Annotated in this window: 17 protein-coding genes and 1 pseudogene; 4 read left to right on the top strand and 14 right to left on the bottom strand. The window is 68.0% G+C overall.

What is annotated here, in order from left to right:
• Positions 1-16: 16 nt before the first annotated feature.
• The 4 genes from pulA to ACZ4SA_RS24325 form a co-directional block, all read right to left on the bottom strand.
• The gene (gene pulA, locus ACZ4SA_RS24310; protein ID WP_468278104.1) at positions 17-5,404 is read right to left on the bottom strand and encodes a pullulanase-type alpha-1,6-glucosidase; all 5,388 of its coding nucleotides are present in this window, start codon (positions 5,402-5,404) and stop codon (positions 17-19) included.
• An 89-nt stretch (positions 5,405-5,493) separates the two neighbouring features.
• Entirely contained in the window at positions 5,494-7,191 is a 1,698-nt protein-coding gene (locus ACZ4SA_RS24315) for a carbohydrate-binding module family 20 domain-containing protein (RefSeq protein ID WP_468278106.1), read from the bottom strand.
• Between the two features lie 390 nt (positions 7,192-7,581).
• A protein-coding gene (locus ACZ4SA_RS24320) for an IS5 family transposase (protein ID WP_468278108.1) occupies positions 7,582-8,423 on the bottom strand; the annotation gives its coding sequence in 2 pieces (ribosomal slippage) (positions 7,582-8,084 and positions 8,084-8,423; 843 coding nt in all).
• Positions 8,424-8,474: 51 nt separating this feature from the next.
• Complete coding sequence (locus tag ACZ4SA_RS24325) at positions 8,475-8,789, bottom strand: hypothetical protein (RefSeq protein ID WP_468278110.1); 315 nt, start codon at positions 8,787-8,789, stop codon at positions 8,475-8,477.
• Here ACZ4SA_RS24325 and ACZ4SA_RS24330 point away from each other — a divergent pair.
• The 3 genes from ACZ4SA_RS24330 (at position 8,779) to ACZ4SA_RS24340 (ending at position 12,151) form a co-directional block, all read left to right on the top strand.
• Entirely contained in the window at positions 8,779-9,972 is a 1,194-nt protein-coding gene (locus tag ACZ4SA_RS24330) for a hypothetical protein (protein ID WP_468278112.1), read from the top strand. The genes ACZ4SA_RS24325 and ACZ4SA_RS24330 overlap by 11 nt on opposite strands.
• The gene (locus ACZ4SA_RS24335; RefSeq protein WP_468278115.1) at positions 9,939-11,633 is read left to right on the top strand and encodes a golvesin C-terminal-like domain-containing protein; all 1,695 of its coding nucleotides are present in this window, start codon (positions 9,939-9,941) and stop codon (positions 11,631-11,633) included. Before ACZ4SA_RS24330 ends, ACZ4SA_RS24335 begins: the two co-directional genes overlap by 34 nt.
• A 71-nt stretch (positions 11,634-11,704) precedes the next feature.
• A complete protein-coding gene (locus ACZ4SA_RS24340) occupies positions 11,705-12,151 on the top strand; it encodes a hypothetical protein (protein ID WP_468278117.1) in 447 nt (148 codons plus the stop codon).
• Positions 12,152-12,164: 13 nt separating this feature from the next.
• Here the strand turns inward: ACZ4SA_RS24340 and ACZ4SA_RS24345 are convergent, their stop codons facing one another.
• The 5 genes from ACZ4SA_RS24345 to ACZ4SA_RS24365 form a co-directional block, all read right to left on the bottom strand.
• The gene (locus ACZ4SA_RS24345; RefSeq protein WP_468278119.1) at positions 12,165-12,737 is read right to left on the bottom strand and encodes an SMI1/KNR4 family protein; all 573 of its coding nucleotides are present in this window, start codon (positions 12,735-12,737) and stop codon (positions 12,165-12,167) included.
• Positions 12,734-12,922, bottom strand: a complete 189-nt coding sequence (locus ACZ4SA_RS24350) for a hypothetical protein (RefSeq protein WP_468278121.1) — start codon at positions 12,920-12,922, stop codon at positions 12,734-12,736. The genes ACZ4SA_RS24345 and ACZ4SA_RS24350 overlap by 4 nt, the downstream gene beginning before the upstream one ends.
• A 55-nt stretch (positions 12,923-12,977) precedes the next feature.
• Positions 12,978-13,829 (bottom strand): transposase, encoded by an 852-nt coding sequence (locus ACZ4SA_RS24355; protein ID WP_468278213.1) that lies wholly within the window; start codon positions 13,827-13,829, stop codon positions 12,978-12,980.
• The gene (locus ACZ4SA_RS24360) at positions 13,715-14,545 is read right to left on the bottom strand and encodes a transposase (protein WP_468278124.1); all 831 of its coding nucleotides are present in this window, start codon (positions 14,543-14,545) and stop codon (positions 13,715-13,717) included. The genes ACZ4SA_RS24355 and ACZ4SA_RS24360 overlap by 115 nt, the downstream gene beginning before the upstream one ends.
• 217 nt (positions 14,546-14,762) lie before the next feature.
• The gene (locus ACZ4SA_RS24365; protein WP_468278126.1) at positions 14,763-14,936 is read right to left on the bottom strand and encodes a hypothetical protein; all 174 of its coding nucleotides are present in this window, start codon (positions 14,934-14,936) and stop codon (positions 14,763-14,765) included.
• Positions 14,937-15,315: 379 nt separating this feature from the next.
• On the opposite strand from ACZ4SA_RS24365, the pseudogene ACZ4SA_RS24370 reads away from it, so the two are divergent.
• Positions 15,316-16,129, top strand: a pseudogene (locus ACZ4SA_RS24370) (IS5 family transposase).
• Between the two features lie 328 nt (positions 16,130-16,457).
• Here the strand turns inward: ACZ4SA_RS24370 and ACZ4SA_RS24375 are convergent.
• The 5 genes from ACZ4SA_RS24375 to ACZ4SA_RS24395 all read right to left on the bottom strand — a co-directional run bounded on the left by ACZ4SA_RS24375 (position 16,458) and on the right by ACZ4SA_RS24395 (position 22,416).
• On the bottom strand, positions 16,458-17,519 hold the full coding sequence (locus ACZ4SA_RS24375; RefSeq protein ID WP_468278129.1) for a LacI family DNA-binding transcriptional regulator: 1,062 nt from the start codon (positions 17,517-17,519) through the stop codon (positions 16,458-16,460).
• A complete protein-coding gene (locus ACZ4SA_RS24380) occupies positions 17,507-19,156 on the bottom strand; it encodes a glycoside hydrolase family 13 protein (protein WP_468278132.1) in 1,650 nt (549 codons plus the stop codon). The genes ACZ4SA_RS24375 and ACZ4SA_RS24380 overlap by 13 nt, the downstream gene beginning before the upstream one ends.
• Before the next feature lie 83 nt (positions 19,157-19,239).
• Complete coding sequence (locus ACZ4SA_RS24385) at positions 19,240-20,118, bottom strand: sugar ABC transporter permease (RefSeq protein ID WP_468278216.1); 879 nt, start codon at positions 20,116-20,118, stop codon at positions 19,240-19,242.
• Positions 20,112-21,122 (bottom strand): carbohydrate ABC transporter permease, encoded by a 1,011-nt coding sequence (locus ACZ4SA_RS24390; RefSeq protein ID WP_356894896.1) that lies wholly within the window; start codon positions 21,120-21,122, stop codon positions 20,112-20,114. The genes ACZ4SA_RS24385 and ACZ4SA_RS24390 overlap by 7 nt, the downstream gene beginning before the upstream one ends.
• 19 nt (positions 21,123-21,141) lie before the next feature.
• Complete coding sequence (locus ACZ4SA_RS24395) at positions 21,142-22,416, bottom strand: extracellular solute-binding protein (RefSeq protein ID WP_468278134.1); 1,275 nt, start codon at positions 22,414-22,416, stop codon at positions 21,142-21,144.
• Positions 22,417-22,706 lie beyond the last annotated feature (290 nt).

The following is a 22,706-nucleotide window of genomic DNA, read 5'->3' on the forward strand; positions in this document are numbered from 1 at the left end:
TGTGACGAAACGCTCGTCAGCCGCGCTCGAACACGGCGACCGTACGGGCCGGGACCGTGAAGGTGCCCGAACTCGCCTCGTACGACGATGCCTTGACGACGTCGTCCGCGCCGGACCGCTGGGCGGGGTGCAGGGCGTAACCCATGCCCGCCAGTTCGCCGACCCGCTGGGTCTGCTGCTCCGGAGTGGCGTTGAAGACCACCACGAGATCGTCGAGCCGCATCGTGATCACACCGGGTGTCTCGTCCTTCCCGGACAGCGGGAACGACAGCGCCGACTGCACCTGGCCCGCGGTGGTCAGGCCGAAGGCCGGCTCACCGGTGCGGATCTCGAGCAGGTCGCGGTAGGCGGCGGACGTGCCGTTGATCTCGGCGCAGCCCACGGACAGCGAGGGAGCGGTGAGCAGCGGCTTCGCGAAACCCCACTTGGACTTGTTGTCGGCCTCCGGCGGGAGTCCGCGGCCGAAGCCGTTGCCGTCGCGGCAGTCCCAGTGGATCGCGTTGAACCAGTCGCCGCTGTCGTACGAGTTGCGGTCCAGAGACTTGGAGCGCAGCAGGTCCGACCCGGCCTGCGAGAGCGCCGGTCCCTGAGACAGCGCGGAGACGGCCATCGACAGCACCTGCATACGGGCCCGGTCGGCCGGGGAGGTGGCGGCCGGGAGCTTGAACGCGAGGGCGTCGTACAGCGACTCGTTGTCGTGGGCGTCCGAGTAGGCCAGGGCGTCGCCGGGTGCGGCGGCGTAGCCGGCCGGGGCGCCGTTGTAGTCGACCTCGGAGCCCTTGACGGTGCGGCCGCTGGTGTCCGTGAAGGAGTAGGACGCGAGGTTGCCGGACAGACCGACCTTGATCAGGTCCTGGTAGTGCAGCAGCCGCGCCTTCTGCTCGGCCTCGGCGCCATTGGCTTTCGAGGTGTTGGGGTCGGTGAACAGGCCGGAGCCGAAGCCCTGCACACCGGGGTCCTCGTCGAACGGGCCGCCTCCGCGGACCGCGTCGCGAGCCCGGTCGGAGAAGGTCGCGATGCCGGTGCCGGCCATGTTCTTCTGGGTGGCCTGGACGAAGCGGGCGTCGTCGGCGATCTCGCCGAAGTTCCACCCCTCCCCGTAGAGGATGATCTTCTTGCCGTCCACGCCGTCGCGCTCGAGCGTCAGCTCGTCGAGTGCGGCGCGCACCGCCAGGATGTTGGCCTTCGGGTGGTGGCCCATCAGGTCGAAGCGGAAGCCGTCCACCTTGTAGTCGCGCGCCCATGTCACGACCGAGTCGACGACGAGCTTGCCCATCATGGCGTTCTCGGGCGCGGTGTTGGCGCAGCAGGTGGAGGTGGCGACGCTGCCGTCGGCCAGCAGGCGCTGGTAGTAGCCGGGTACGACTCTGTCGAGCACGGACTTGTCCGACTGGCCGCTCGCCACGGTGTGGTTGTAGACCACGTCCATGACGGTGCGCAGGCCGTCCTCGTTGAGCGACTTGACCATCTGCCGGAACTCGACGGTGCGGCGTGTGCCGTCCGGATCGGTCGAGTACGAGCCCTCCGGGACGGTGTAGTGCAGCGGGTCGTAGCCCCAGTTGAACGCGTCCTTCGCCGCGGCCTTCGCGATGCACGCCTGCTGCTCCGCCGAGTCCGGTGCGAGGACCTTGAGGTCGCACTCCGGCTGCTGCTGCTCCGACTTCCTCTCGGGAATGGTGCCGATGTCGAAGGCAGGCAGCAGATGCACGTACGAGGTGCCGGCGGCGGCCAGCTCGCGCAGGTGCCGCGAGCCCTTGCTGTCCTTGTCGGCGAAGGCGAGGTAGGTGCCCTTGTGGTCGGCCGTGGCGTCCGCGATCGAGAAGTCGCGGATGTGCAGCTCCTGGATCTGGGCGTCCTTCAGCGGCACGGCGGCGGGCTTCTTCAGCGCCGGCCAGCCGGCCGGCTTGAGCGACCTGTCGGAGAGGTCGGCGACGACGCTCCGCTCCGAGTCGGTGGTCAGCGCGAGCGAGTAGGGGTCGGTGACCCTGTTGGTGACGACCTTCTGGACGCTGGGCGCCCAGACCTTCACGTGGTACCGGTACGCGTCGCCCTTCCAGTTCTTCCTGCCCCTGACCGACCAGACGCCGCTCGCGTCGTCACGGCGCATGGCGACACGCTTCCCGTCGAGTTCGAGGGAGACGTGCTGGGCGGTCGGTGCCCACAGCCGCAGCGTGGGAACGCCCTTGCGGTCGAAGGTGGCGCCGAGGTCGGCCTTGGTGGCCTTCGCCGCGTACAGGTCGTCGAGGACGCCGGCGATCTGCACGCCGGTGGCCGTCAACGCGGCCCCGCCTGCCGCGTACTGCGCCGCCACGACCTGCCCGCGCAGGGCCTCGCGCACCCGGTCGCGGTCGCGCGGGTCGACGGAGAAGGCCCCGTAGGACTTCAGATGCGGGAACTTCGCCTTCTGCGCGTCGGTCAGCTCCGTCCTGTTCAGCCGCAGCACCCGGCGCTCTCCGGTGAGGGCGCCGTCCTTGACTGCGATGGAGCCGTCCCGCGCGTACAGCAGGGCGCTGGAGGCGGCGGCGTCGCTGCCCTTCCAGGCGACGGTGTTCTCGTCGATCCAGACGGCCTCCGCCTTGGTCGGGTCGAGTGCCGCGCCGCCGCCCTTGGGCTGCGGCAGCAGGTGCTTCTCCTGGCCGGCGAGCAGCCACACCTCGTGGCCGGTTCCCTTGAGGTCGAGCGACCGGTCGGACGGCAGGTCCTTCTCGTCACCCCTGTGCAGGATGTAGCTGAGCGAGGTGGCTCCGGCCGCGAGCGGCACCTCGAAGACCGCGCCGTACGCGTCGGTGCGCACCGGCTCCAGCGGCTTCGACCAGTCGGTCGGGTTCGCGGCGCCGGTCCAGGTGTGCAGGCCCCAGCCGGTGTAGTCCCCGTCGGGGCGCTGGTAGTGGAGCACGGCCTTGGTGGTGTCCTGGGGCGGGTACGCGCCCTCGGGTGCGGTGTCCAGCACCTCCGGCTTGCCCTGCTCGATCCAGACCTCGCCGGTCTTCGACAGATCGATCTCGCGGTCGGCGTCGGTGTCCTTGACGCCGTCCTTGTTCACGGCGATGAAGCCCACGGAGGAAGCGCCGGGCTTGAGCTTGACATAGGCGAAGGCGCCGTAGGCGTCGCGTCCGCTGAACGGCTTGCCGGCGGGCCAGGTGGTGCCCTCTCCCTCGGCGATGTCGCCCCAGGTGTACAGGCCCCAGTCGGCGTAGTCCCCGTCCGCGCGCTTGTAGTGGACGATCGCGTAGTCGCGCTGGGTGGCGGTCGGCGGCTGTTCCACGGCAGGAGCGCCGCTGGTGGTGGCGGCGGTCGCGCTCGCGGTGCGGCCCGCGCTGTCGACGACGACGGCCTTGTACCGCAGGGCGGTTCCGGCCGGGGCGGTGATGTGCTGGGTGACCTTGTAGGGGGCGTGGTCGGCGGAGCCGAGGACCTGCCACCTGCCGTTTCCGGTCTGGGCGGCGAACACGACGCGGTTCAGCTGTCCCCCGTCGACGTCGGCGGAGATCTCCACGGTTCCGGTGGCACCGGCCTCGGGTGCCTTCAGGGTGAGCGTGGGCTGTGCGGCAGGCGCGCCGAGCGGCTTCGCCGCCTTCAGCACCAGGGCGCCCAGCGCCGGGACGGTCACCTCGACGGTTCCGTCACCGTCACTGCGGACGGTGTCGTCCCCGCCGTGGATCGCCGCGAAGTCCGTGCCGGCGGAACCGGTCGGGACCTTCACGGTCCCTGCCTCGGCCGCGTTGTTCACGGCGACGACGTACTCGGTCCGCGTCTTCGCGTCCGTACGGGAGAAGGCGTACACCGAGCCCTCCGCGTACCGCTGCTCCTGGATGCCGTCGCGCAGCGCCGGGTGGGCCTTGGTGAGTTTCGCCAGTGCGGCGATCTGCCGGTAGAGCGGGTGGGAGGTGTCGTAGGCATCGTGCGCGTGGGTGCGGTCGGTGCCGAGCTGGTCGTCGTCCAGGTAGTCCGCGGTCTGCGAGGCGAACAGCGTCTGGCGGGAGTCCTTGTCGCCGCCGGCGCCGGTGTAGCCCTGCTCGTCGCCGTAGTAGACGACGGGGTTGCCGCGGCTGAGGAACATCAGCTCGTTGGCGAGCTTGTACCGGGCCAGCAGTTCGGCGTCTCCTGCCTTCGGGTGGTCCTGCGCGAGGAACGTGCCGAAGCGGCCCATGTCGTGGTTGCCGAGGAAGGGGACCGACTCGTAGGCGTTGGCCTTGTCGGTGGTGTAGCGGTAGTCCTGCGCGAAGAGGTTCGCCAGCTTCTCGGCGGGAGCGCCCTGCGAGGCGTAGGCCCGTGCGGCGTCCTGGAAGGGGAAGTCCAGGGTGGCGTCGAGGCGGCCCTGGGTCACGTACTTCGAGGTGATGGCCGGGTCGGCCGAGTAGACCTCGCCGAACATGAAGAAGTCGTCACGGCCGCGCTTGGCCGCGTAGGCGTCGAGCGCGGTGGCCCACTGGGTCCAGAACTCGGTGTTGACGTGCTTGACCGTGTCGATACGGAAGCCGTCGATGCCGAAGTCGCGGACCCATCGCTGGTAGATCTTCGCCATGCCCTCGACGACCTCGGGACGCTCGGTCCACAGGTCGTCCAGACCGACGAAGTCGCCGTTCTCGGAGGACTCGCCGGCGAAGGTCGAGTCACCGCGGTTGTGGTACATCGTCGGGTCGTTGAGCCAGGACGGGACCTTGAGGTCCTTCTTGTCCTCGGGCACGACGGGGGTGCGCGGGAAGGAGTCCGTGTCGACGCGCGGGAAGCGCTTCGAGCCGTCCGCGTAGTCGGTGTCGTCGAACGGCACGCCGTCCTTGGTCAGATAAGGGAAGGCGCCCTCGGAGAGGTAGTCGTACGACTTCTCCTTGTAGTCCACGACGTCGGCGGTGTGGTTGGTGATGACGTCGAAGAAGACCTTCATGCCCTTGGCGTGGGCCTTGTCGATCAGCCGCTCCAGGTCGGCGTTGGTACCGAAGTGCGGGTCGACCTGGGTGAAGTCGGTGATCCAGTAGCCGTGGTAGCCGGCGCTGGCGTCCTTGCCCTCGCCCTGCACGGGCTGGTTCTTGAAGATCGGCGCCATCCATATGGCGGTGGTGCCCAGGCCCTTGATGTAGTCCAGCTTCTCGGTGATTCCCTTGAGGTCGCCGCCCTGGTAGAAGCCCTTGTCGGTGGGGTCGTAGCCGGTCGCGAGACGCGATCCGGTCAGTCCGCCACGGTCGTTCTTCGGGTCGCCGTTGGCGAAACGGTCGGGCAGGACGAAGTAGAACTGCTCACGCGTCAGGTCGTTGCGGGCGGGCTCGGCGGCCAGGGATCTGTCCGACGGCGGCTTCGGCGGCTTGGGTGCCGCTGCCGCCGGAAGGGCGGACACGAGCGCGGCGACCGTCGCCGTCGCCACGGCGGCGGCCACTGCGCTGCGCAGCGGGATACGGGGGCGTATCAAGGCAGGTCTCTCCTGGATGAGGGTGGTGTGCGGTGCGAGAGCGCTGCCCCGCGCCCGGGGAGGGACGCGGGGCAGCGCGCGGGGCGGCGTCAGTTGCGCCAGGTGTCGTTCAGCGTGACCTTGCCGGAGGACGGGACGGTGGCGGTGCGGTTGGCGCCGCTCTCCCACGTGACGTTGCCGGATCCGTCCTTGCGGATGTACTTGTACTCGAACGCCGTGCCGGCGGGCAGATTCACGTCGAGCTTCCACACGGGGTAGCTCGACGGGTCCAGCTTGGGGGCACTGCCGGGGTTCCAGTTGCCGAGCTCCGGGCGGTTGCCGGTGACATGGATGTTCTGGCCCATGACGGTGGTGGCGTCGACGGCGAAGGACGCACCCGCGCTCACCGGGTCGGGCTCCGTGGGGCCGCCGCAGTCACGGGCACCGGCGTGCAGTGCGACGGCGGTGCCGGCGCCCAGCGTCGCGGTGAACTGGCCGGAGCCGTTCACCGTGACGGCGTTGCCGCTCTGCACGTCGCAGTAGGTGCCGGACGGCAGCGAGGTCTGGAAGGTGCGGGTCAGCGGGGAGCTCTCGTGGTTGATGGCCACGTAGCCCTTGTCGCCGCGGCCGAAGGCGATCGCGTCGCCGCCGTTGTCCCACCAGTCGGTGACACCGGTGCCCCGCGCGGTGTTGCGGAAGGCGACCATGGAGGAGATCTCGCGCCAGGCGTGCTGGCACTTCCAGCCGTCGCTGTAGCAGGCGTTGACCTGGCCGCCGTTCGGCGGGCCGGCGTCGTGGTCCGAGAACTCGTAGCCGGAGTGGACGTCGGGCGAGCCGTACGGCCAGGCCAGCATGAAGACGTGCGCCAGGGTGTGGGCGGCGCCGTCCTTGTAGGTGAGGGTGTCCCCGACGCGCTCGGTGTCGTGGTTGGTGACGAAGACGGCGGACTTCCCGGACTCCATGAAGCCCCAGCCCTCGCCGAAGTTCTTCAGGTGGGCGAGGTTCTCGTGGTTGAACACCTGCTTGAGGCCGCGTCCGTAGCGGAACTCCTGGACGTCGCCGCTGCCGAGGTACTCGCTCGGCGAGACCGCCTCGCCCGCGCCGTGGATGGCCTCGTGCTTCCAGTAGGCGTTCGGGTTGCTCAGCCGGGACTTGACGGCGGCCAGGTCGTCGGCGGGCATGTGCTTGGAGGCGTCGATGCGGAAGCCGTCGACGCCGAGGGACAGCATGTCGTTCAGATATCCGGCGATCCTGCCCCGGACGTACTCCTCGCCGGTGTCCAGGTCCGCGAGCCCGACGAGCTCGCAGTTCTGCACGTTCCCGCGGTCCTGGTAGTTGTTGATCTGCGAGGTGCAGTTGTCCATGTCGGGCGCGGAGTACAGCCCGGGGTAGTTGTACTTGGTGTACGAGGACCCGCCGGTGCCGGTGCCCGACCCGGCCGACATGTGGTTGATGACGGAGTCGGCGACGACCTTGACCCCGGCCGCGTGGCAGGTGTTCACCATGCTCGCGAACGCGGCGCGGTCGCCGAGGCGTCCGGCGATCCGGTAGCTGACGGGCTGGTACGAGGTCCACCACTGGCCGCCCTGGATGTGCTCCTGGGGCGGGGAGACCTGTACGAAGCCGTATCCGGCGGGGCCGAGGATGTCGGTGCACGCCTTGGCGATCGAGTCGAACTTCCACTCGAACATCACGGCGGTGACGTCCTTGCCGCCGGGCGGGGCGGCCTGGGCGGCGGTGGGGGCCGTGACGGCGACGGCGGCTCCCGCCACAACGGCGAGTGCCGCGGCCACGGTTCTGCTGGCCATGATTCCTCCTGGGCTCACAGGAAGGTGCGGATGCGAGGGGTCAGCCTCGTGCGGCAACGCGCCGTGCCCGCAAGGCCTTTGGGAATTCTTGCTGCAAGAAGTCTGAAACTCGTTGCGGACGAGACCGTAAGCCCAGCCGGGCCACCGGTCAACCCTCCGAGCAGACTCCGGCAACACGCCTGAAAACAAGCCGTTTCGTGACCGCAAACTCTTTCGCAAATCATTGCAGTGGTGTTACGTTCAACCACGACTCCGGCCCGGCCTACCCGGCAGTGGTCGGTCCGGGCAGGGGCCGTTGGTGGGCACCCGAGTGGGTGGCTTCCACGGGTCTGCCCCGGCCGGGGGTCCCGGTCAGGGCCGGGCCCCACGCGCCCGGCCGGGGCAGACCCGTCACCGGCTCCGGCCTAACTGATCGTTCCAGAATGAGGTTCGGAGTCGCCTCAAGCAGATGATGCTGCAAGCGAGTTGGAGCAGTGCGAGGTGGAGGTCGGCGCGTATCTCGTAGCGGATCCGAAGCCGCTTGAACTGGTGAATCCAGGCGAAGGTCCGCTCGACGACCCAACGGGTCTTGCCCAGGCCGGAGCCGTGGGCTAAGCCCTTGCGTGCGATCTTCGGTGTGATGCCTCGGGCCCGCAGGAGGCGGCGGTACTTGTCGTAGTCGTAGTCGTAGCCGCGGTCGGCGAACAGCCGGCCCGGCCGGTGCCTCGGCCGCCCGCGCACCCCGCGAATGCGGGGTATCGCGTCCAACAGGGGCATCAGCTGAGTGACGTCGTGACGGTTTCCGCTGGTCAGCGAGACGGCGAGTGGGGTTCCGTGGCGGTCGGTGATCAGGTGGTGCTTGCTGCCCGGGCGCGCGCGGTCGACCGGCGAAGGTCCGGTGCGAGCCCCCCTTTGAGAGCCCGGACATGGGAGCCGTCGACGGCCGCATCGCTCATGTCCAGCAAGCCCGCGGCCCGCAGCTCGGCCAGCAGCACCTCGTGCAGGCGGGGCCAGACGCCGGCCTCGGTCCAGTCCCGCAGACGCCTCCAGGCCGTCACACCACTGCAGCCGACCTGCTCAGCCGGAACGTCCCGCCAGCTCACGCTCTTGCACAGCACGTAAACGATGCCCCGCAACGCAGCCCGGTCATCCGCCGGCAACCGCCCGGGATACCGCTGCCGTCTGGGCGGACGAGCAGGTAGCAGCGGGGCCACTCGTTCCCACAGGTCATCAGGCACAAAATCAGCGGTCACCCAACAGATCCTGCCAACACAACACTCAACTGCCAAGCCTGACAACCAACTTCATTCTGAAACGATCAGTAAGGACCCGAGGCCCGGAAAACTGCGGATGATCGGGGCGTCCGGGTGCTGCTCGAAGATCTGGGTGGAGGCTTTCTCGAGTTGGTCGGCGTTGAGGCAGGTGGTGTCCAGCTGTCGCAGCAGGGCTGTGGCTTGCTGGCCGAGCGCCGCTTCCACCCGCGGCAGCTGGTGGAGGTAGTCGCGGTGGAAGACCTCGTGGAGCCGTTCGGCTTCTGCCTCGATGCCGCGGAGTCGGCCGGCCTGCTTGAGCAGGGACTGCAGCCGTCGGCGCGTCAGTCTTGCGGCCGTGGTCGACAACGAAGACGGCGCCAACGACAAGTGGCACATCCCGGCCCAGGTGATGCTCGGCATCACCGCGCAGGAGTCGAACATGTGGCAGGCCACCCGCTTCGCTGTCCCCGGGGTGACCGCGAACTCCCTGATCGGCAACTACTACGGCGTGGACTACGCCGCCTCCGGCGAGCAGAACGACGCCTGGCGCATCAACTGGTTCGACGCTGACTGCGGCTACGGCATCACCCAGGCCACCGACGGCATGCGCCTGGACAACAAGGGCCAGCCCACCACCCTGTCCCCGCTGATGCAAAAGGCGGTCGCGGTGGACTACACCGCCAACATCGCCGCCGGCGTGCAGATCCTTTCCAAGAAGTGGAACGAGACCTACAACGCCGGGATGACTATAAACGGCGGCAACCCGCGGTGGATCGAGAACTGGTTCTTCGCCCTGTGGGCCTACAACTCCGGCTTCTACCCCACCGCTGACGGCGCCGGGCACTGGGGCGTGGGCTGGACCAACAACCCGGCCAACCCCCTGTGGGACGCCAACCGTGTGATGTTCCTGCAAGCCGCAGGCGACCTCGCCGGCGACGACTACTCCGCCGCCGCGCACCCGCAGGACTGGCCGTACCAGGAGAAGGTCATCGGCTGGGCCGCCCGCCCGCTCTCGGCCATGTTCGCCCCCGGCGACTTCCAGGCCGGCTACCGCGCCGCCTGGTGGAACTCCAACTACGACCGCTCCACCGCAAAGCCCCCGGTCGACCTGTTCTGCGACGACCGCAACTTCTGCGACCCGTCCAAGATCCGCGACGGCGACTCCAACGACCCCGGCCAGGGCGCCTGCACGCTCGACTCTGGCGACTCCTCCACCAACCCTCACTGGCTGCACTGCTGGTGGAAAGACAAGATCGACCCGCTGGAGTGGAAGATCTGCCAGGACGGAGACGCCACCTGCGGCTACGCCGTCCACCGCTTCGACACCACCTACCCCGAACAACCCGACGCGGCCTCCTACCCGCCGCGCTGCACCTCGGGCCTGGACGCGAACGCCCTGATCGTCGACGACCTCCCAAGCGGCACCGTGCCAGCGGGATCGGACAGCAGAGGCTGCGGCGCCGTGAAATCCGACGGCACCTTCACCTTCGACTTCGCCCCCCCCGGTCCACCACCATGGAACGCCCGGACCACACCACGCTCACCATGAACACCTACCCCGGGAAGATCGACACCCATCAGATCGGCGCTGGCTACGGCAACCACTTCTGGTTCACCCACACCCGCAGCCCCGAGGCGTACCCCGGCAACGCCGGCCGCCTGAAGGTCCAGGGCACCTGGAAGCTCAAGGCCCCCCTGACCAACACCACCCGACAGGCCAAGGTCTACGCACACATCCCCGACCACGGGGCGCAGACCGGCAACGCCGTCTACCGCATCCAGACCGCCAACGGGGAACGCCAGGCGACCATCTCCCAAAAGCGTAACCAGTCCAACAAGTGGGTCTCCCTGGGCGCCTACAACTTCGGAGACCTGATCCCCGAGGTACGGCTGGACAACTTCAACGGCGGCACCGGCGACGCCGACATCGCCTTCGACGCGGTCGCGTTCGTGCCCGGCACCTTCAACGGCATGACGATGGCCGCCAACCTGACGACCAACCCGACCGCCCCCGCTCCGGCCCCCGTCGAGCCTCCGACGATGGCGCCGAGCAACTTCTTCCCCTGGAAGGACGGAGCGATCGGGGATGCCACCAACGTCACCAACGCCCAAAACCGTGACTGCGACGGCTGGGAGCGCACCTACACCTTCACCCGAACCCAGGGCTGCGTCATCGACATCGTCGACGCCTCCGACGGCGTCTTGATCGGCGACCGGACCGTCAAGTGGTACTACAAGCACCAGTTCGACCTCGACCCCAAGTCAGCCCAGATGACGCAGAAGCTTGAGATCAAGCTGAACTACATGTCATCCAAGGCCAACACCGCAACGATCGACGTCAAGTTCGGCTGCGGCACGGGCTGCAGCGCCCTCGCCCCGTTCTGGGACGGCAGCCAAACCTTCAACAAGGGCTCCACTCGCGTCCTGAAGGCCACACAGACAACCGTATGGACCGGAGCGGGCACCCAGACGATCGAGCCGTCCTGGACGTACAACGTCAAGGTCAACGGTACCAACGTCGTCAACCCCACCACCGTCAAGAACGAAGAGTGGAACCCACGCTGCGACAACACCGTCTCCAACGCCGGAACCGGCTGCATCTTCCCCAAGTACAACCCGACCTACGTCATGAACTCCAAGAAGTTCCCCGGCGCAGCCGCCCACATCGACCTGATGTGGCGCAAGACCAACATCAAGTACGGTCAGCGCGCCTCGGGTAAGCCGATCAAGTTCCTCGGCAACAAGACCGTCCCCGGCGGCACCAAGAAGCAGAGCACAAGGAACCGCGAAATCATCTGCGGCAAGTCCTCCGTCAACTTCTACCCCTACCTGGTCGCCGGCGCCTACAACGGCACCGGAGACTTCTCCGACCTGTGGGGAAAGAAGGACGACCCCAGTTGCGACGAGTTCGTGTTCGCCAACGGATACCAGTCCGCCGGAAACAAGAACCCCGGCGGCACCAACCCCGTCACGAAGAACGGCAGCGAATGCGTCCAGACCTACCTCAAGCGTGACTCCGCCACCACCATGTCCCTCCATCTGCGCCCGGACTACCCGGACCCGACCTGGAACGAGCCCTGTGGCCGCTCCTCCATGTCGAACTGGCAAAACAGCCAGTCCATGCAGCCCTTCCCCACCTTCATGATCAACCAGCGCCTCATGCAGGACGACAAGTACTGGGTCGACCTCGACGGCTTCACCGCCCAGTAAGAAGAAAAAACAAGAGAAGGCCCCTCACGAAAACCTTCGGGAGGGGCCTTCCCCGTCAGCTAGGAGAACCCATGAGAACCACATGGATGCTGTATGCGATAGCCCCCGTCATCGTACTGTTGACCTCATGCTCCAGCACCGAAACGCCACCACCTCCCCCCACCACACAGGCAACGCCCACTATCACCCCGAAACAAGACCCGACCCCCGTCGTCACCTTCGACGGGAAGACGAAAACGGTCACCCTCGGCGACGTCGAAGTGAAAGCAACGGTCGACAAAACGGTGATTGACCTGACCGTGACCGTGACCAACCGCACGGACAAAGAACTGAGTTACAGCATCGGCGTCGCAGTGAACCACGAAGACCTTCCCGTGTTCACGCAGGACATAGACATCAACAACGTCTCCCCCCAGGCCAGCAAGCAGACGTCACGCGAAATCAGTATCTCGGGATACACGAAAGAAATATCCGAACCCAAGGTGTTCATCAACGACATCAACTCCTACCAACCATGACGGCGTGTTGCGGTCAGGACCATTCGATGGCCCCGCCGGCGATGGTGAAGCTGCCCTCGGGGGTCGGGTTGTCGCGCAGCTCGGTGAACTGCCGGTAGGTGTCGGCGAAATAGGCGGCCAGTCCGGGGTAGACGTGCGGGTCGTCCTGGTCACCATCGGACCAGGAGCCCACCGCCCCGGTCTCCACGTCGATGAAGTAGCCGTACATCTCCCCGCAGTCCGAGGACTCCGCGACGATCGGCACCCACTGCTTCGGCCACACCTGGCCGTTGTCGACGGCGACCGAGGTACGGAACTCGTGCACGCGCAGCATCGCCTCCAGCGGCAGCAGCCACCAGCCGCCCGACAGGAACTCCCCGGCCCGCGTGGACACCGGCCGGCCATGACCGTCCAGGGAGGTCCGGGTGCCGTTGTTCAGCGAGAGGAAGGCGCGCAGCTCGTCGGTGAAACGGACGTCGAGCCGCTGTTCGGCAGCGGCGAGCTCCTCCGCGGTGGCGGGGGCGCCCAGCCCTTGGTGGTTGACCGGCGCGTTCTCGGCCAGCCAGGCCACCACCTGGCCCCATATACGGGTCGTGTCGGTCGTCATCGGCTCTCTTTGTTCGGTGGGTTGGTCTGGGGCGGGTGAGGCGGGGTGGGCAAGTTGGTGCGCTTCTTCTTATCGTGCCTGATCCACGCGGCGGCGGCGAGTTTAAAGGCGAGGCCGCCGGCTGCGATGAGGTAGACGGTGGTGGCGGGTCCGGAGCCGGGATTGATCAGCGTGATGGCGGTCACGGCTGCGCCGATGATGGACCAGTGAGCGACTCTGTCGGGGATCTTGAGCGTGACCTCATTTTCCTTGTCGCCACCAGCATTCCCAGGTCAGGCCGCGGGTGTTGAGGTACTGCTGGAAGGTCGTGGGGGAGCGAGGGCGGTGGGGGTGTTGAGTTGTGCGTGAGGCGAGGCGTTCGATGTTGATCGCGATGCCGGTCAGGACGTGCTGCACGTGTGTCTTGCGGATGCCGTGGTAGCGGCTGCGTCGGGCATGGTGTCCGTTGATGAACTCGCAGATGGAGCCTTCGACGCCGGACCGGGTGGCGTAGAGCCGTTTCCACTGGGGGTCTTGCTGGTCTGTGCGGTTTCGAGCCTGAAGCTCGTGGAGGGGTCGGGGGAGGAAGTTCACGGTGCGGGCGGCGGTGCCGCGGGTGCAGGCAGACCGGTCGGGGCACGGGTTGCACTGGTGTGGGTGGAACCGGGCCACGGTGTAGGGCGCCATGGCCGGTGGCTCGAGCCAGATGTGGCTGGTCTCGCCGTTGGGGCATGTGACCTGGCGCTGGTCGAAGTCGATGGAGAAGTCGTCCCGGGTGAAGCCGGACTGTTCCTTGCTCTGCCATGCTCCGCTGGCCTTCACCGGGCCGACGAGTTCGACCCGGTGGTCCCGGAGGGAGCGGTACAGCAGCGAGACGGAGAGGTAGCCGCCGTCGAGCAGGTGCTGCCGGGGCAGCAGCCGGCGGGCACGGAGCCGGGCGTGGATGCCAGGGAGGGCCTCGGTGTCCCGGGTCGGCTTGGTGGTGGCGATGTCCGTGATCAGGTTGGCCTGGGCGCCGGTATCGCAGGTCTCGGTGACATGGACCAGAAAGCCGCTCCAGCGGGTATTGCCCCGGATGGCCCGGCGGGCTTCGCAGTCGTAGGGCGTGACGATCCGCAAGGCCCCTTGGGCTGTCCGTCCTTCTCGGTGCGCGGACGTAACCTGCCACGGGCGTCGAGGAGGAAGTTCTGCACCACGATTTGCCGTAGCGCTTCCGCGCGAGGACCGCGCTGGTGGGGCGTCAAGCGTTCCAGGAGTCGGCGGGCGTCCGCGCCGGCCTGTTTGAGCCGGGTGACGGGGTGAGTCGGCTGGCTGGGAAGGCGCACCGGACGCCCGTAGCGGGTGGCCCACTCAGCATCCACCAGCCCGTCCAGGACCTCAGGTGCCCGCTGAGCGGCTTCCTCCAACGCCGCGCGTACTGCTTCGAGGACCAGCTCCAGGCGGGTGAGGTCCCGCGCGGCAGCGAGGACCTGGGTGGAGTCACTGCGCTGTCTCCCGCGCTCCGTGACCATGCCGGCCGCCCGCATCCGCTCCAGCGACAGGGAGAGCAGCTGGTCCGCACGATCGTCCTCGCACAGACGATCACGGAAGTCGGTCAGCACGCTGTGGTGGAACCCCGGGTCGTCCAGTTCCAGGGCCAGGGCGTACTTGAAGTCGATGCGGCATCGCACCGCCTCGGCCGCCTGCCGGTCGGAGAGGTTGAGTAAGAACTGAAGGACACAGACCGTGGCGAGTTGGGCCGGCGAGAGTCCGGGGCGGCCGTCGCGCGGGTACCAGGAGGCGAAGTCCCTGTCGTCCCAGAGCCCGTCGAGGTGATCACGTACCCACATTGCCGTGGTGCCGCGGGGGTTGCTGGCCCGCGCCATCCGGGCTGTGAGCTCGGGAACTACTGCACCGGACCGGGGACGAACGGACACTGATCACCTCAGGAGGACGGAACCACGCAGGACCGTCCGAAGCGTTCCAACCACCGAAAGCCCCTGTCCCGAGAACTCCAAGATCCCCGACATTGTCGCTCCTTGGGCCCCTCTGACTACTGGGCGTGCGCTAATCGTCTTCGCTGTCATCCGCAACCCCGCGATGTCCGTTTCGAAGCGAGCGTCGAAACTCGCGGAACGCGGAGACCAGATCCGGGAGCTGGCGCAGAGTTGATGCAGCAAAGGTGATCAGAAGCCCTGCCAAGCCGAAGACAGAAATGATCACGCTGGTGGCGGTGTCCATGAGGGAGAGCATGAGTCTGGCCTCTGACCAGCGCAAACAGCCGCCGAGATGAGCTCGCTATGAAGAATTCGGAGGATTCCCGATCAATCGGGTATCGGGCCTTTGAAGCCCCCGCCTGGGTTGACCAGCGGAGCCTTCCGGGCAACTACACCATACGCGCGGGCGCCGCGAAGATCGCGCCCCCCGCTTGCTGAGGGTCGTCCCATTTTTGTCTCAAATCGACTCCCGAGCGGCTTGATAAACCTCTTTCGGAGCGAGGCGATGAGACTGCTCAGCCATCTCTGAGCCGAAGGCGGTCCAGTGAGCCTTACTGATCGTTTCCGAATGAAGTTCGTTGCGGGATTTGGCAGTTGGGTGTTGTGTCGGCAGGATCTGTTGGGTGTCTGCTGATCTTGTGCCTGATGACCTGTGGGAACGTGTGGCTCCGCTGTTGCCGGCTCGTCCGCCGCGGCGGCATCGGTATCCCGGGCGGTTGCCGGTGGATGACCGGGCTGCGTTGCGGGGCATCGTTTACGTGCTGTGCAAGAGCGTGAGCTGGCGGGACGTTCCGGCTGAGCAGGTCGGCTGCAGTGGTGTGACGGCCTGGAGGCGTCTGCGGGACTGGACCGAGGCCGGCGTCTGGCCCCGCCTGCACGAGGTGCTGCTGGCCGAGCTGCGGGCCGCGGGCTTGCTGGACATGAGCGATGCGGCCGTCGACGGCTCCCATGTCCGGGCTCTCAAAGGGGGGCTCACACCGGACCTTCGCCGGTCGACCGCGCGCGCCCGGGCAGCAAGCACCACCTGATCACCGACCGGCACGGCATCCCCTTGGCCGTGTCGCTGACCAGCGGAAACCGTCACGACGTCACTCAGCTGATGCCCCTGTTGGACGCGATACCCCGCATTCGCGGGGTGCGCGGGCGGCCGAGGCACCGGCCGGGCCGGCTGTTCGCCGACCGCGGCTACGACTACGACTACGACAAGTACCGCCGCCTCCTCCGGGCCCGAGGCATCACACCGAAGATCGCACGCAAGGGCACAGCACACCGCTCCGGCCTGAGCCGCACCCGCTGGGTCGTCGAGCGGACCTTCGCCTGGCTCCACCAGTTCAAACGGCTACGGATCCGCTACGAGATACGCGCCGATCTCCACCTCGGCCTGCTTCAACTCGCTTGCACATCATCTGCTTGAGACGACTCCGAACCTCATTCTGAAACGATCAGTAAGAGCGCCGGAGCGCCTCAACAGGTCACTGAGTCTCGGGCATCGGGACCGCCGTTCCGACTCACCGGCCGAGGCCGAGGAGCAGGAGGCCGGGGCCACCGACAGAACCCGCCGAGCCCCTGTCAGGGGCAGGTCCCGGGCTTCCCGAACAGCCGCACGGCGCCGTCGCTTTCACCCGCCGCGACGGCACGCCGACCGCGACCGTCCCCTCCCCGACCGACCGTCCGGCTCCGGCCACCGCCGGCGCGCCGGCCCCTGCGCCGTGAGCCCAGGGGCCGGCTCGCTGCGCCGGCGCGTTCGCAGCGCGCCGGTGGCGTCTCAGCGCCGCGGCGCACCCGTCGAGCCGCGCACCACGAGCTCCGGCTGGAAGACGAACTCCGTCCTCTGCACCGGGTTGCCGTCGATCTCCTCGACCAACGCGTCCACCGCCGCCGTCGCCATCGCCTGCACCGGCTGCCGCACCGTCGTGAGCGGCGGGTCGGTGAACGCGATGAGGGGCGAGTCGTCGAAGCCGACCACCGACACGTCGCCGGGCACGTCGAGTCCGCGTGCCCGTACCGCCCTGATCGCGCCGAGCGCCATCAGGTCGCTGCCGCAGACGATCCCGGTGCACCCCTGGTCGAGCAGCAGGCCGGCCGCGGCCTGGCCGCCCTCGACGGAGAAGAGCGTGCGCTGGATGAGGCTCCCGGCGTCGTCCGCCGACAGGCCCAGCATCGACTGGAGCGCCTCGGTGAAGCCCTCCGCCTTGCGCAGCGAGGGCACGTAGCGGGTCGGCCCGATGGCCAGACCGATGCGCTCGTGGCCCAGGTCGGCGAGGTGCCGCACGGCCATGCGTGCCGCGGACCGGTCGTCCGGAGAGACGAACGGCGCCTGGACGGCCTCGTTGTAGCCGTTGATGAGGACGAACGGGACGCCCCGGCCCGCCAGTTTGAGATAGCGGGACGGGTCGGCCGTCGTGTCGGCGTGCAGCCCGGAGAGGAACACCACGCCCGTGACGCCGCGCTCCTCGAGCTGCTCGACGAGCTCGTCCTCCGTGGAACCGCCCGGCATCTGGGTGCACAGCACGGGCGTGTAGCCGTGCCCCGCCAGCACCTGCTCGATGACCTGGGCGAACGCCGGGAAGATCGGGTTCGTCAGCTCGGGGATGATCAGGCCGACGAGCCCGGCGCTGCGCTGGCGCAGCCGCATCGGACGCTCGTAGCCGAGCACGTCGAGTGCGGCCAGCACCTTGTGCCGGGTGCCGGCCGCGACGCCGGCCTTGCCGTTGAGCACCCGGCTGACCGTGGCTTCGCTGACCTGGGCCTGGAGGGCCAGGTCGGCGAGCCTCGGGGCGGCGGATCCGTCGCCGCCCCGAGGCAGGGGAACCGTCACACCGTCCACCAGACGGTGGTGTCGGCGGGCACCTCTGCCATGTCGTCCACGATCATCACCGTGTCGTTGGCGAGCAGGGTGCGGCCGGGCAGCGGGATACGGACCGTGTCGCCGGTCGTGTTGGCGGTGCACAGGAACCCGTCGCGGCGGAACGCGAGCACACCCTCGGGGGCGTCCACCCACTCGACCGCGTCACCGGCGCCGAGCCCGGCGTGCTCACGGCGGACGGCGAGTGCGGTGCGGTACAGCTCGAGCGTGGAACCCGGGTCGCCGGTCTGCGCCTCGACGCTCAGCGCACCCCAGCTGTCGGGCTGCGGCAGCCAGCTGCCGCCGTCGCCGAAGCCGTACGAGGAGCCCTCGACGGTCCACGGGATCGGCACCCGGCAGCCGTCGCGGAAGCCGTCCTGGCCGCTGGCCCGCCAGAACGACGGGTCCTGGCGGACCTCGTCGGGCAGGTCGGTGACGTCGGGCAGGCCGAGCTCCTCGCCCTGGTAGACGTACGCGGAGCCGGGCAGCGCCAGCATCAGCAGGGTGGCCGCACGGGCGCGGCGCAGGCCGAGCGCGCGGTCGCCGGCCTGGCGCAGCTGCGTGCCGAGGCCCGCCGGGTTGGCGAAGCGGGTGGCGTGCCGGGTGACGTCGTGGTTGGAGAGCACCCAGGTGGTGGGCGCGCCCACGGGGCGCATGGCGGCGAGCGAGTCGTCGATGACCTTGCGCAGCTCCTCGGCGTCCCAGTGGGTGCCGAGGTACTGGAAGTTGAAGGCCTGGTGCATCTCGTCGGGCCGGACGTAGTTGGCGGTGCGCTCGACGGTGGGCGTCCAGGCCTCCGCGACGAGGACGCGGTCCTCGCCGTACTCCTCGAGGACCTTGCGCCAGGAGCGGTAGACGTCGTGGACGCCGTCCTGGTCGAAGAACGGCATGACATCGTTTCCGAGCAGCTTCAGCTGGTCGTGCTCGCCGAGGTCGGGCAGGCCCGGGGCCTTGATGAGGCCGTGGGCGACGTCGACGCGGAAGCCGTCGACGCCCATGTCGAGCCAGAACCGCAGGATCGAGCGGAACTCGTCCCGTACGGCGGGGTGCTCCCAGTTGAAGTCGGGCTGCTCAGGAGCGAACAGGTGGAGGTACCACTCTCCGTCGGCGGCACGGGTCCAGGCCGGCCCGCCGAAGATGGACTCCCAGTCGTTGGGGGGCAGTTCACCGTTCGCGCCCTTGCCGGGGCGGAAATGGTAGCGCTCCCTCAGCGGCGAGCCCGGGCCCTCGCGCAGGGCGCGCTGGAACCACTCGTGCCGGTCGGAGGAGTGGTTGGGCACGAGGTCCACGATGATGCGCAGGCCGAGCTCGTGCGCGTCGCGGATCAGCGCGTCGGCGTCGAGCAGCGAGCCGAACATGGGGTCGATGGCGCGGTAGTCGGCCACGTCGTAGCCGGCGTCGGCCTGCGGGGACGCGTAGAACGGGCTCAGCCAGACGGCGTCGACACCGAGGTCCCGCAGATACGGCAGCCGGCCGCGGATGCCTTCCAGATCTCCCATGCCATCGCCGTTGCCGTCGGCGAAGCTGCGCGGGTACACCTGGTAGATCACCGCGTCACGCCACCAGCCCGTGTGCGTGCCGGTGGTGGGGGCGGCGGGGGCAGCGAGGTGCTGGGTCATGTCATCCCTGGAGGTGATGGGGTGGGGTGCGGCGCCGGGCCGGGGGTCGGGCACGGACCGGCGCCGCCGCTTCATACGGCTTGTCAGCCCTTGACGGCGCCGGCGGACATGCCGGTCACCAGATGCCGCTGGGCGAAGAGGAAGACGAGCCCCGCGGGAATGGCGATGAGCACGGAGGCCGCGGTCATCGGGCCCCACTGGGCGCCGTACTGGTTGACGAACTTCTGCAGTCCGCCGGCGAGGGTCAGGTTCTCATCTCCGATCATGAAGGCGGAGGCGTAGGCGACCTCGCCCCAGGCGGTGATGAACGAGTAGAACGCGGTGACCGCGATGCCGGGCTTGGCCAGCGGCAGGATCAGCCGCCAGAAGGTGCCGAACGGGGTGAGTCCGTCCACCTGCCCCGACTCGTCGATCTCCATCGGGATGGTGTCGAAGAAACCCTTCATCATCCACGCACAGAACGGGACGGCGATGGTCAGATAGGTGATGACCAGGCCGAACGCGTTGTTCAGCAGCCCGATGGCGGACATGATGTTGTAGATCGGCACGATGAGGACGGCGACCGGGAACATCTGCGTGATCAGCAGGGTCCACATCAGGCCGCGCTTGCCGGGGAAGCGGAAACGGCTGACCGCGTAGCCCGTGGTGGCGGCGACGAAGACGCCGAGCAGGGTGGTGAGGCCGGCGATCAGCAGCGAGTTGCCGAACCAGGTGAGGAACTCGGTGTTCTCCAGCAGGTTCGTGTAGTTCGCGAGCGTCGTCTCCTTGACGAAGTCCGTCGTGTTGGCGTATTTGGCAGGCTTGAGGGAGGTCAGGAACACCCACAGCACCGGGAAGACGGCGATCACGGAGGCGACGATCAAGGTGGCGTGCAGCGCGGCGGAGGCGAGCGGCGAACGCGCGCCACGGGGGCGGACCTTGGTCCGGCTGCTGGACGTGGGGGTCACGGCGGTGGTCACCAGACTTCTCCCTGCTTGCGGAGGACTCGCCGGTAGATCGCGGCGAAGACCATCAGGATGACCAGGATCAGTACGCCCCAGGTGGACGACTGGGCGAAGTCACGCGGGCTGATCTCGAAGGAGAACTTGTACGCCTGCGTCACCAGGATCTGGGTCGCCTCGCCCGGTCCGCCCCGGGTGAGCAGGAAGATCACCGGGAACATGTTGAAGGTCCAGATCGTGCTCAGCAGGACCACGGTGGTGCTGACCGAACGCAGGCCGGGGAGCGTGATGTTGCGGAACCGCTGCCAGGCGGTGGCACCGTCCATCTCGGCGGCCTCGTAGAGCTCGCCGGGGATCGACTGCAGCCCGCCGAGCAGGGCGACCATCATGAACGGCACACCGAGCCACACGTTCACGGCGATGACCGCGACCTTGGCCATCATGGGGTCGTTGAGCCACGGCACCGCGTCGATGCCGCCGCCCGCGAGGATGCTGTTGAGCAGTCCGCGGCGCTCGTCGTAGAGGAAGCGCCAGGCGAACACGGACACGAAGCCGGGCACCGCCCACGGCAGGATCAGCAGCATCCGGTAGAAGGAACGGCCGGCGATCCTGCGGTTGAGGATGTTGGCCAGCGCCATGCCGAGGCCGAAGGTGATCGAGACGCAGGCCACCGTCCACACCAGCGTCCAGCCCAGGGTGTCGAAGAACTGCCCGCCGGACAACGCCTCCTTGTAGTTGTCCAGTCCCACGAACTCGTAGGTCGCGGGGATCTCGTTGACGCCGATGGTCCGCGCGACGTTGCGCTCCGTGGCATCCGTCAGGGACAGGTAGATACCTCGGACCAGCGGGTATCCGATGATCACAGAGATCACGACCGTCACCGGAGCGACCATCGCCCACGCGTACCAGTGCGTGGAGAGGGAGCGCCGGAGCCTGCCCTCGCGCTTGCCAGTACCGCGGCTCGGGCCGCGGGCGACATCGCCCGCGGCCTTCGCCACCGACTGGCTGCTGGTGTCCACAGCCATCAGCCGGCCAACCTTCCTGTTACTTCCAGTCCTTGAGGAGCTTGCGGTACTCGTCGGCCGTGGCCTTCGCTCCCTTTTCCGGGGTGGTCTGGCCGGTGAGGACCTTGGTGTACTCGGTCACCAGCGGGGCGAAGAGGCTGCCGGTCTCCGGGATCCACGGGCGCTCGACGGCCTTGTCGACGACCGGGCGGAAGAAGTTCACGATCTCGTTGCTCGCAACGCCGGGCTGCGAGTAGACCGAGTTGCGGGTCGGGAGCAGGCTCAGCTCGTTGGCGACCTTGGCCTGGTTCTCGGCGGAGGTCATGTACTCGGTGAAGGCGTACGAGGCCTCCAGGTTCTTGGAGCCCGCGTAGACGGCGAGGTTGTGGCCGCCCTGCGGGGCGCCCTGACCGGCCGAGCCCGCCGGGACCGGGGCGATGCCCAGGTTCGCCTTGTCGGCGAACTCCTTGCCCGTGTAGGTGTCGGCGACGGCCCAGGGGCCGTTGATGATCATGGCGACCTTGCCGTCCTTGAAGGCGGCCTGCATGTTGTCCCAGCCGTTGGTCGCGTCGGTGATCGCGGCCTTGGAGTCGACCAGGTCCTTGACGGTCTTCATGGCCTTGACGCCGGCCTCGTCGCCGACGGTGATCTTCTTGTTCTCGGCGTCGACCAGGTCGCCGCCCTCGCCGTAGAGGAAGGAGAGGAACCAGTAGGCGTCGTCACCGCGGAGGTAGAGGCCGGTCTTGCCGGTCTTGTCCTTGATCGTGGCCGAGACGGTCTTCAGCTCGTCGATGGTCTTGGGGACCTCGACGCCGGCCTCCTTGAAGATCTTCTTGTTGTAGAAGATGCCCATGGAGTCGATGACCTGCGGAACGGCGTAGGTCTTGCCGTTGTACTCGGTGGAGGCCGCGGCCTGCTTGAGGAAGTCGTCCTCGTCCTTCAGCGCCGCGGTGCCGTCCAGCGGCGCGAGGTAGCCGAGGTCGGCGAACTCCGGGGTCCAGGCGACCTCGGAGCGGATGACGTCGGGGGCGCCGGAGCCGGACTGCGCGGCGTTCTTGAACTTGTTCTGGGCCTCACCGAACGGCACGTTGACGTACTTGACGGTGACCTTCGGGTGCAGCTTGGTGAAGTCCTCGGCGATCTTCTTGAAGACCTTGTCCTCACTGCCGACCGTGGAGGTGTCCCACCAGGTGACCGTGCCGCTGAGCTCACCCGAGCTCTTCTTGCCGGTATCGCCGCTGTCGTTCCCACCGCACGCCGTCGCCGACACGGCCAGTGCCGAGACCAGAGCGATGGCCGCTATGCCACGCCGCATGTGAACTCCTTCAACTGATCCCGGAAGGGCGGAGGCGAAGACCTGCCTCCCGCCGTCCGCTCCCTCGCGGTGCCGGGTTGCCAGGAACGTAACAGGGCTGAAAACCATCGGAAAGACCTTGCGGCAAATTTCTGCAAGGACGGGTGATCGTTACATCCGTGTGTCCTGAGAGTTGCCGAAGGATCGCTTGACATCCCCCCGCCGGCACACGGTCCCCAGGGTGGGCCTGTATCGAGGGCTGCCGCAAGGGCTCCGCAAGCCCTTGCAGCGATGTGACGCGCCTCATGGGG

This window comes from Streptomyces sp. NPDC027962 (assembly GCF_055566095.1).

Excerpts from the sequence above, each read along its gene's own strand:
- ACZ4SA_RS24395 (WP_468278134.1), bottom strand. The coding sequence starts at position 22,416 with ATGCGGCGTGGCATAGCGGCCATCGCTCTGGTCTCGGCACTGGCCGTG.
- ACZ4SA_RS24390 (WP_356894896.1), bottom strand. The coding sequence starts at position 21,122 with ATGGCTGTGGACACCAGCAGCCAGTCGGTGGCGAAGGCCGCGGGCGAT.
- ACZ4SA_RS24335 (WP_468278115.1), top strand. The coding sequence starts at position 9,939 with ATGGAACGCCCGGACCACACCACGCTCACCATGAACACCTACCCCGGG.
- ACZ4SA_RS24365 (WP_468278126.1), bottom strand. The coding sequence starts at position 14,936 with ATGGACACCGCCACCAGCGTGATCATTTCTGTCTTCGGCTTGGCAGGG.
- ACZ4SA_RS24380 (WP_468278132.1), bottom strand. The coding sequence starts at position 19,156 with ATGACCCAGCACCTCGCTGCCCCCGCCGCCCCCACCACCGGCACGCAC.
- ACZ4SA_RS24340 (WP_468278117.1), top strand. The coding sequence starts at position 11,705 with ATGAGAACCACATGGATGCTGTATGCGATAGCCCCCGTCATCGTACTG.
- ACZ4SA_RS24360 (WP_468278124.1), bottom strand. The coding sequence starts at position 14,545 with ATGTGGGTACGTGATCACCTCGACGGGCTCTGGGACGACAGGGACTTC.
- ACZ4SA_RS24315 (WP_468278106.1), bottom strand. The coding sequence starts at position 7,191 with ATGGCCAGCAGAACCGTGGCCGCGGCACTCGCCGTTGTGGCGGGAGCC.
- ACZ4SA_RS24345 (WP_468278119.1), bottom strand. The coding sequence starts at position 12,737 with ATGACGACCGACACGACCCGTATATGGGGCCAGGTGGTGGCCTGGCTG.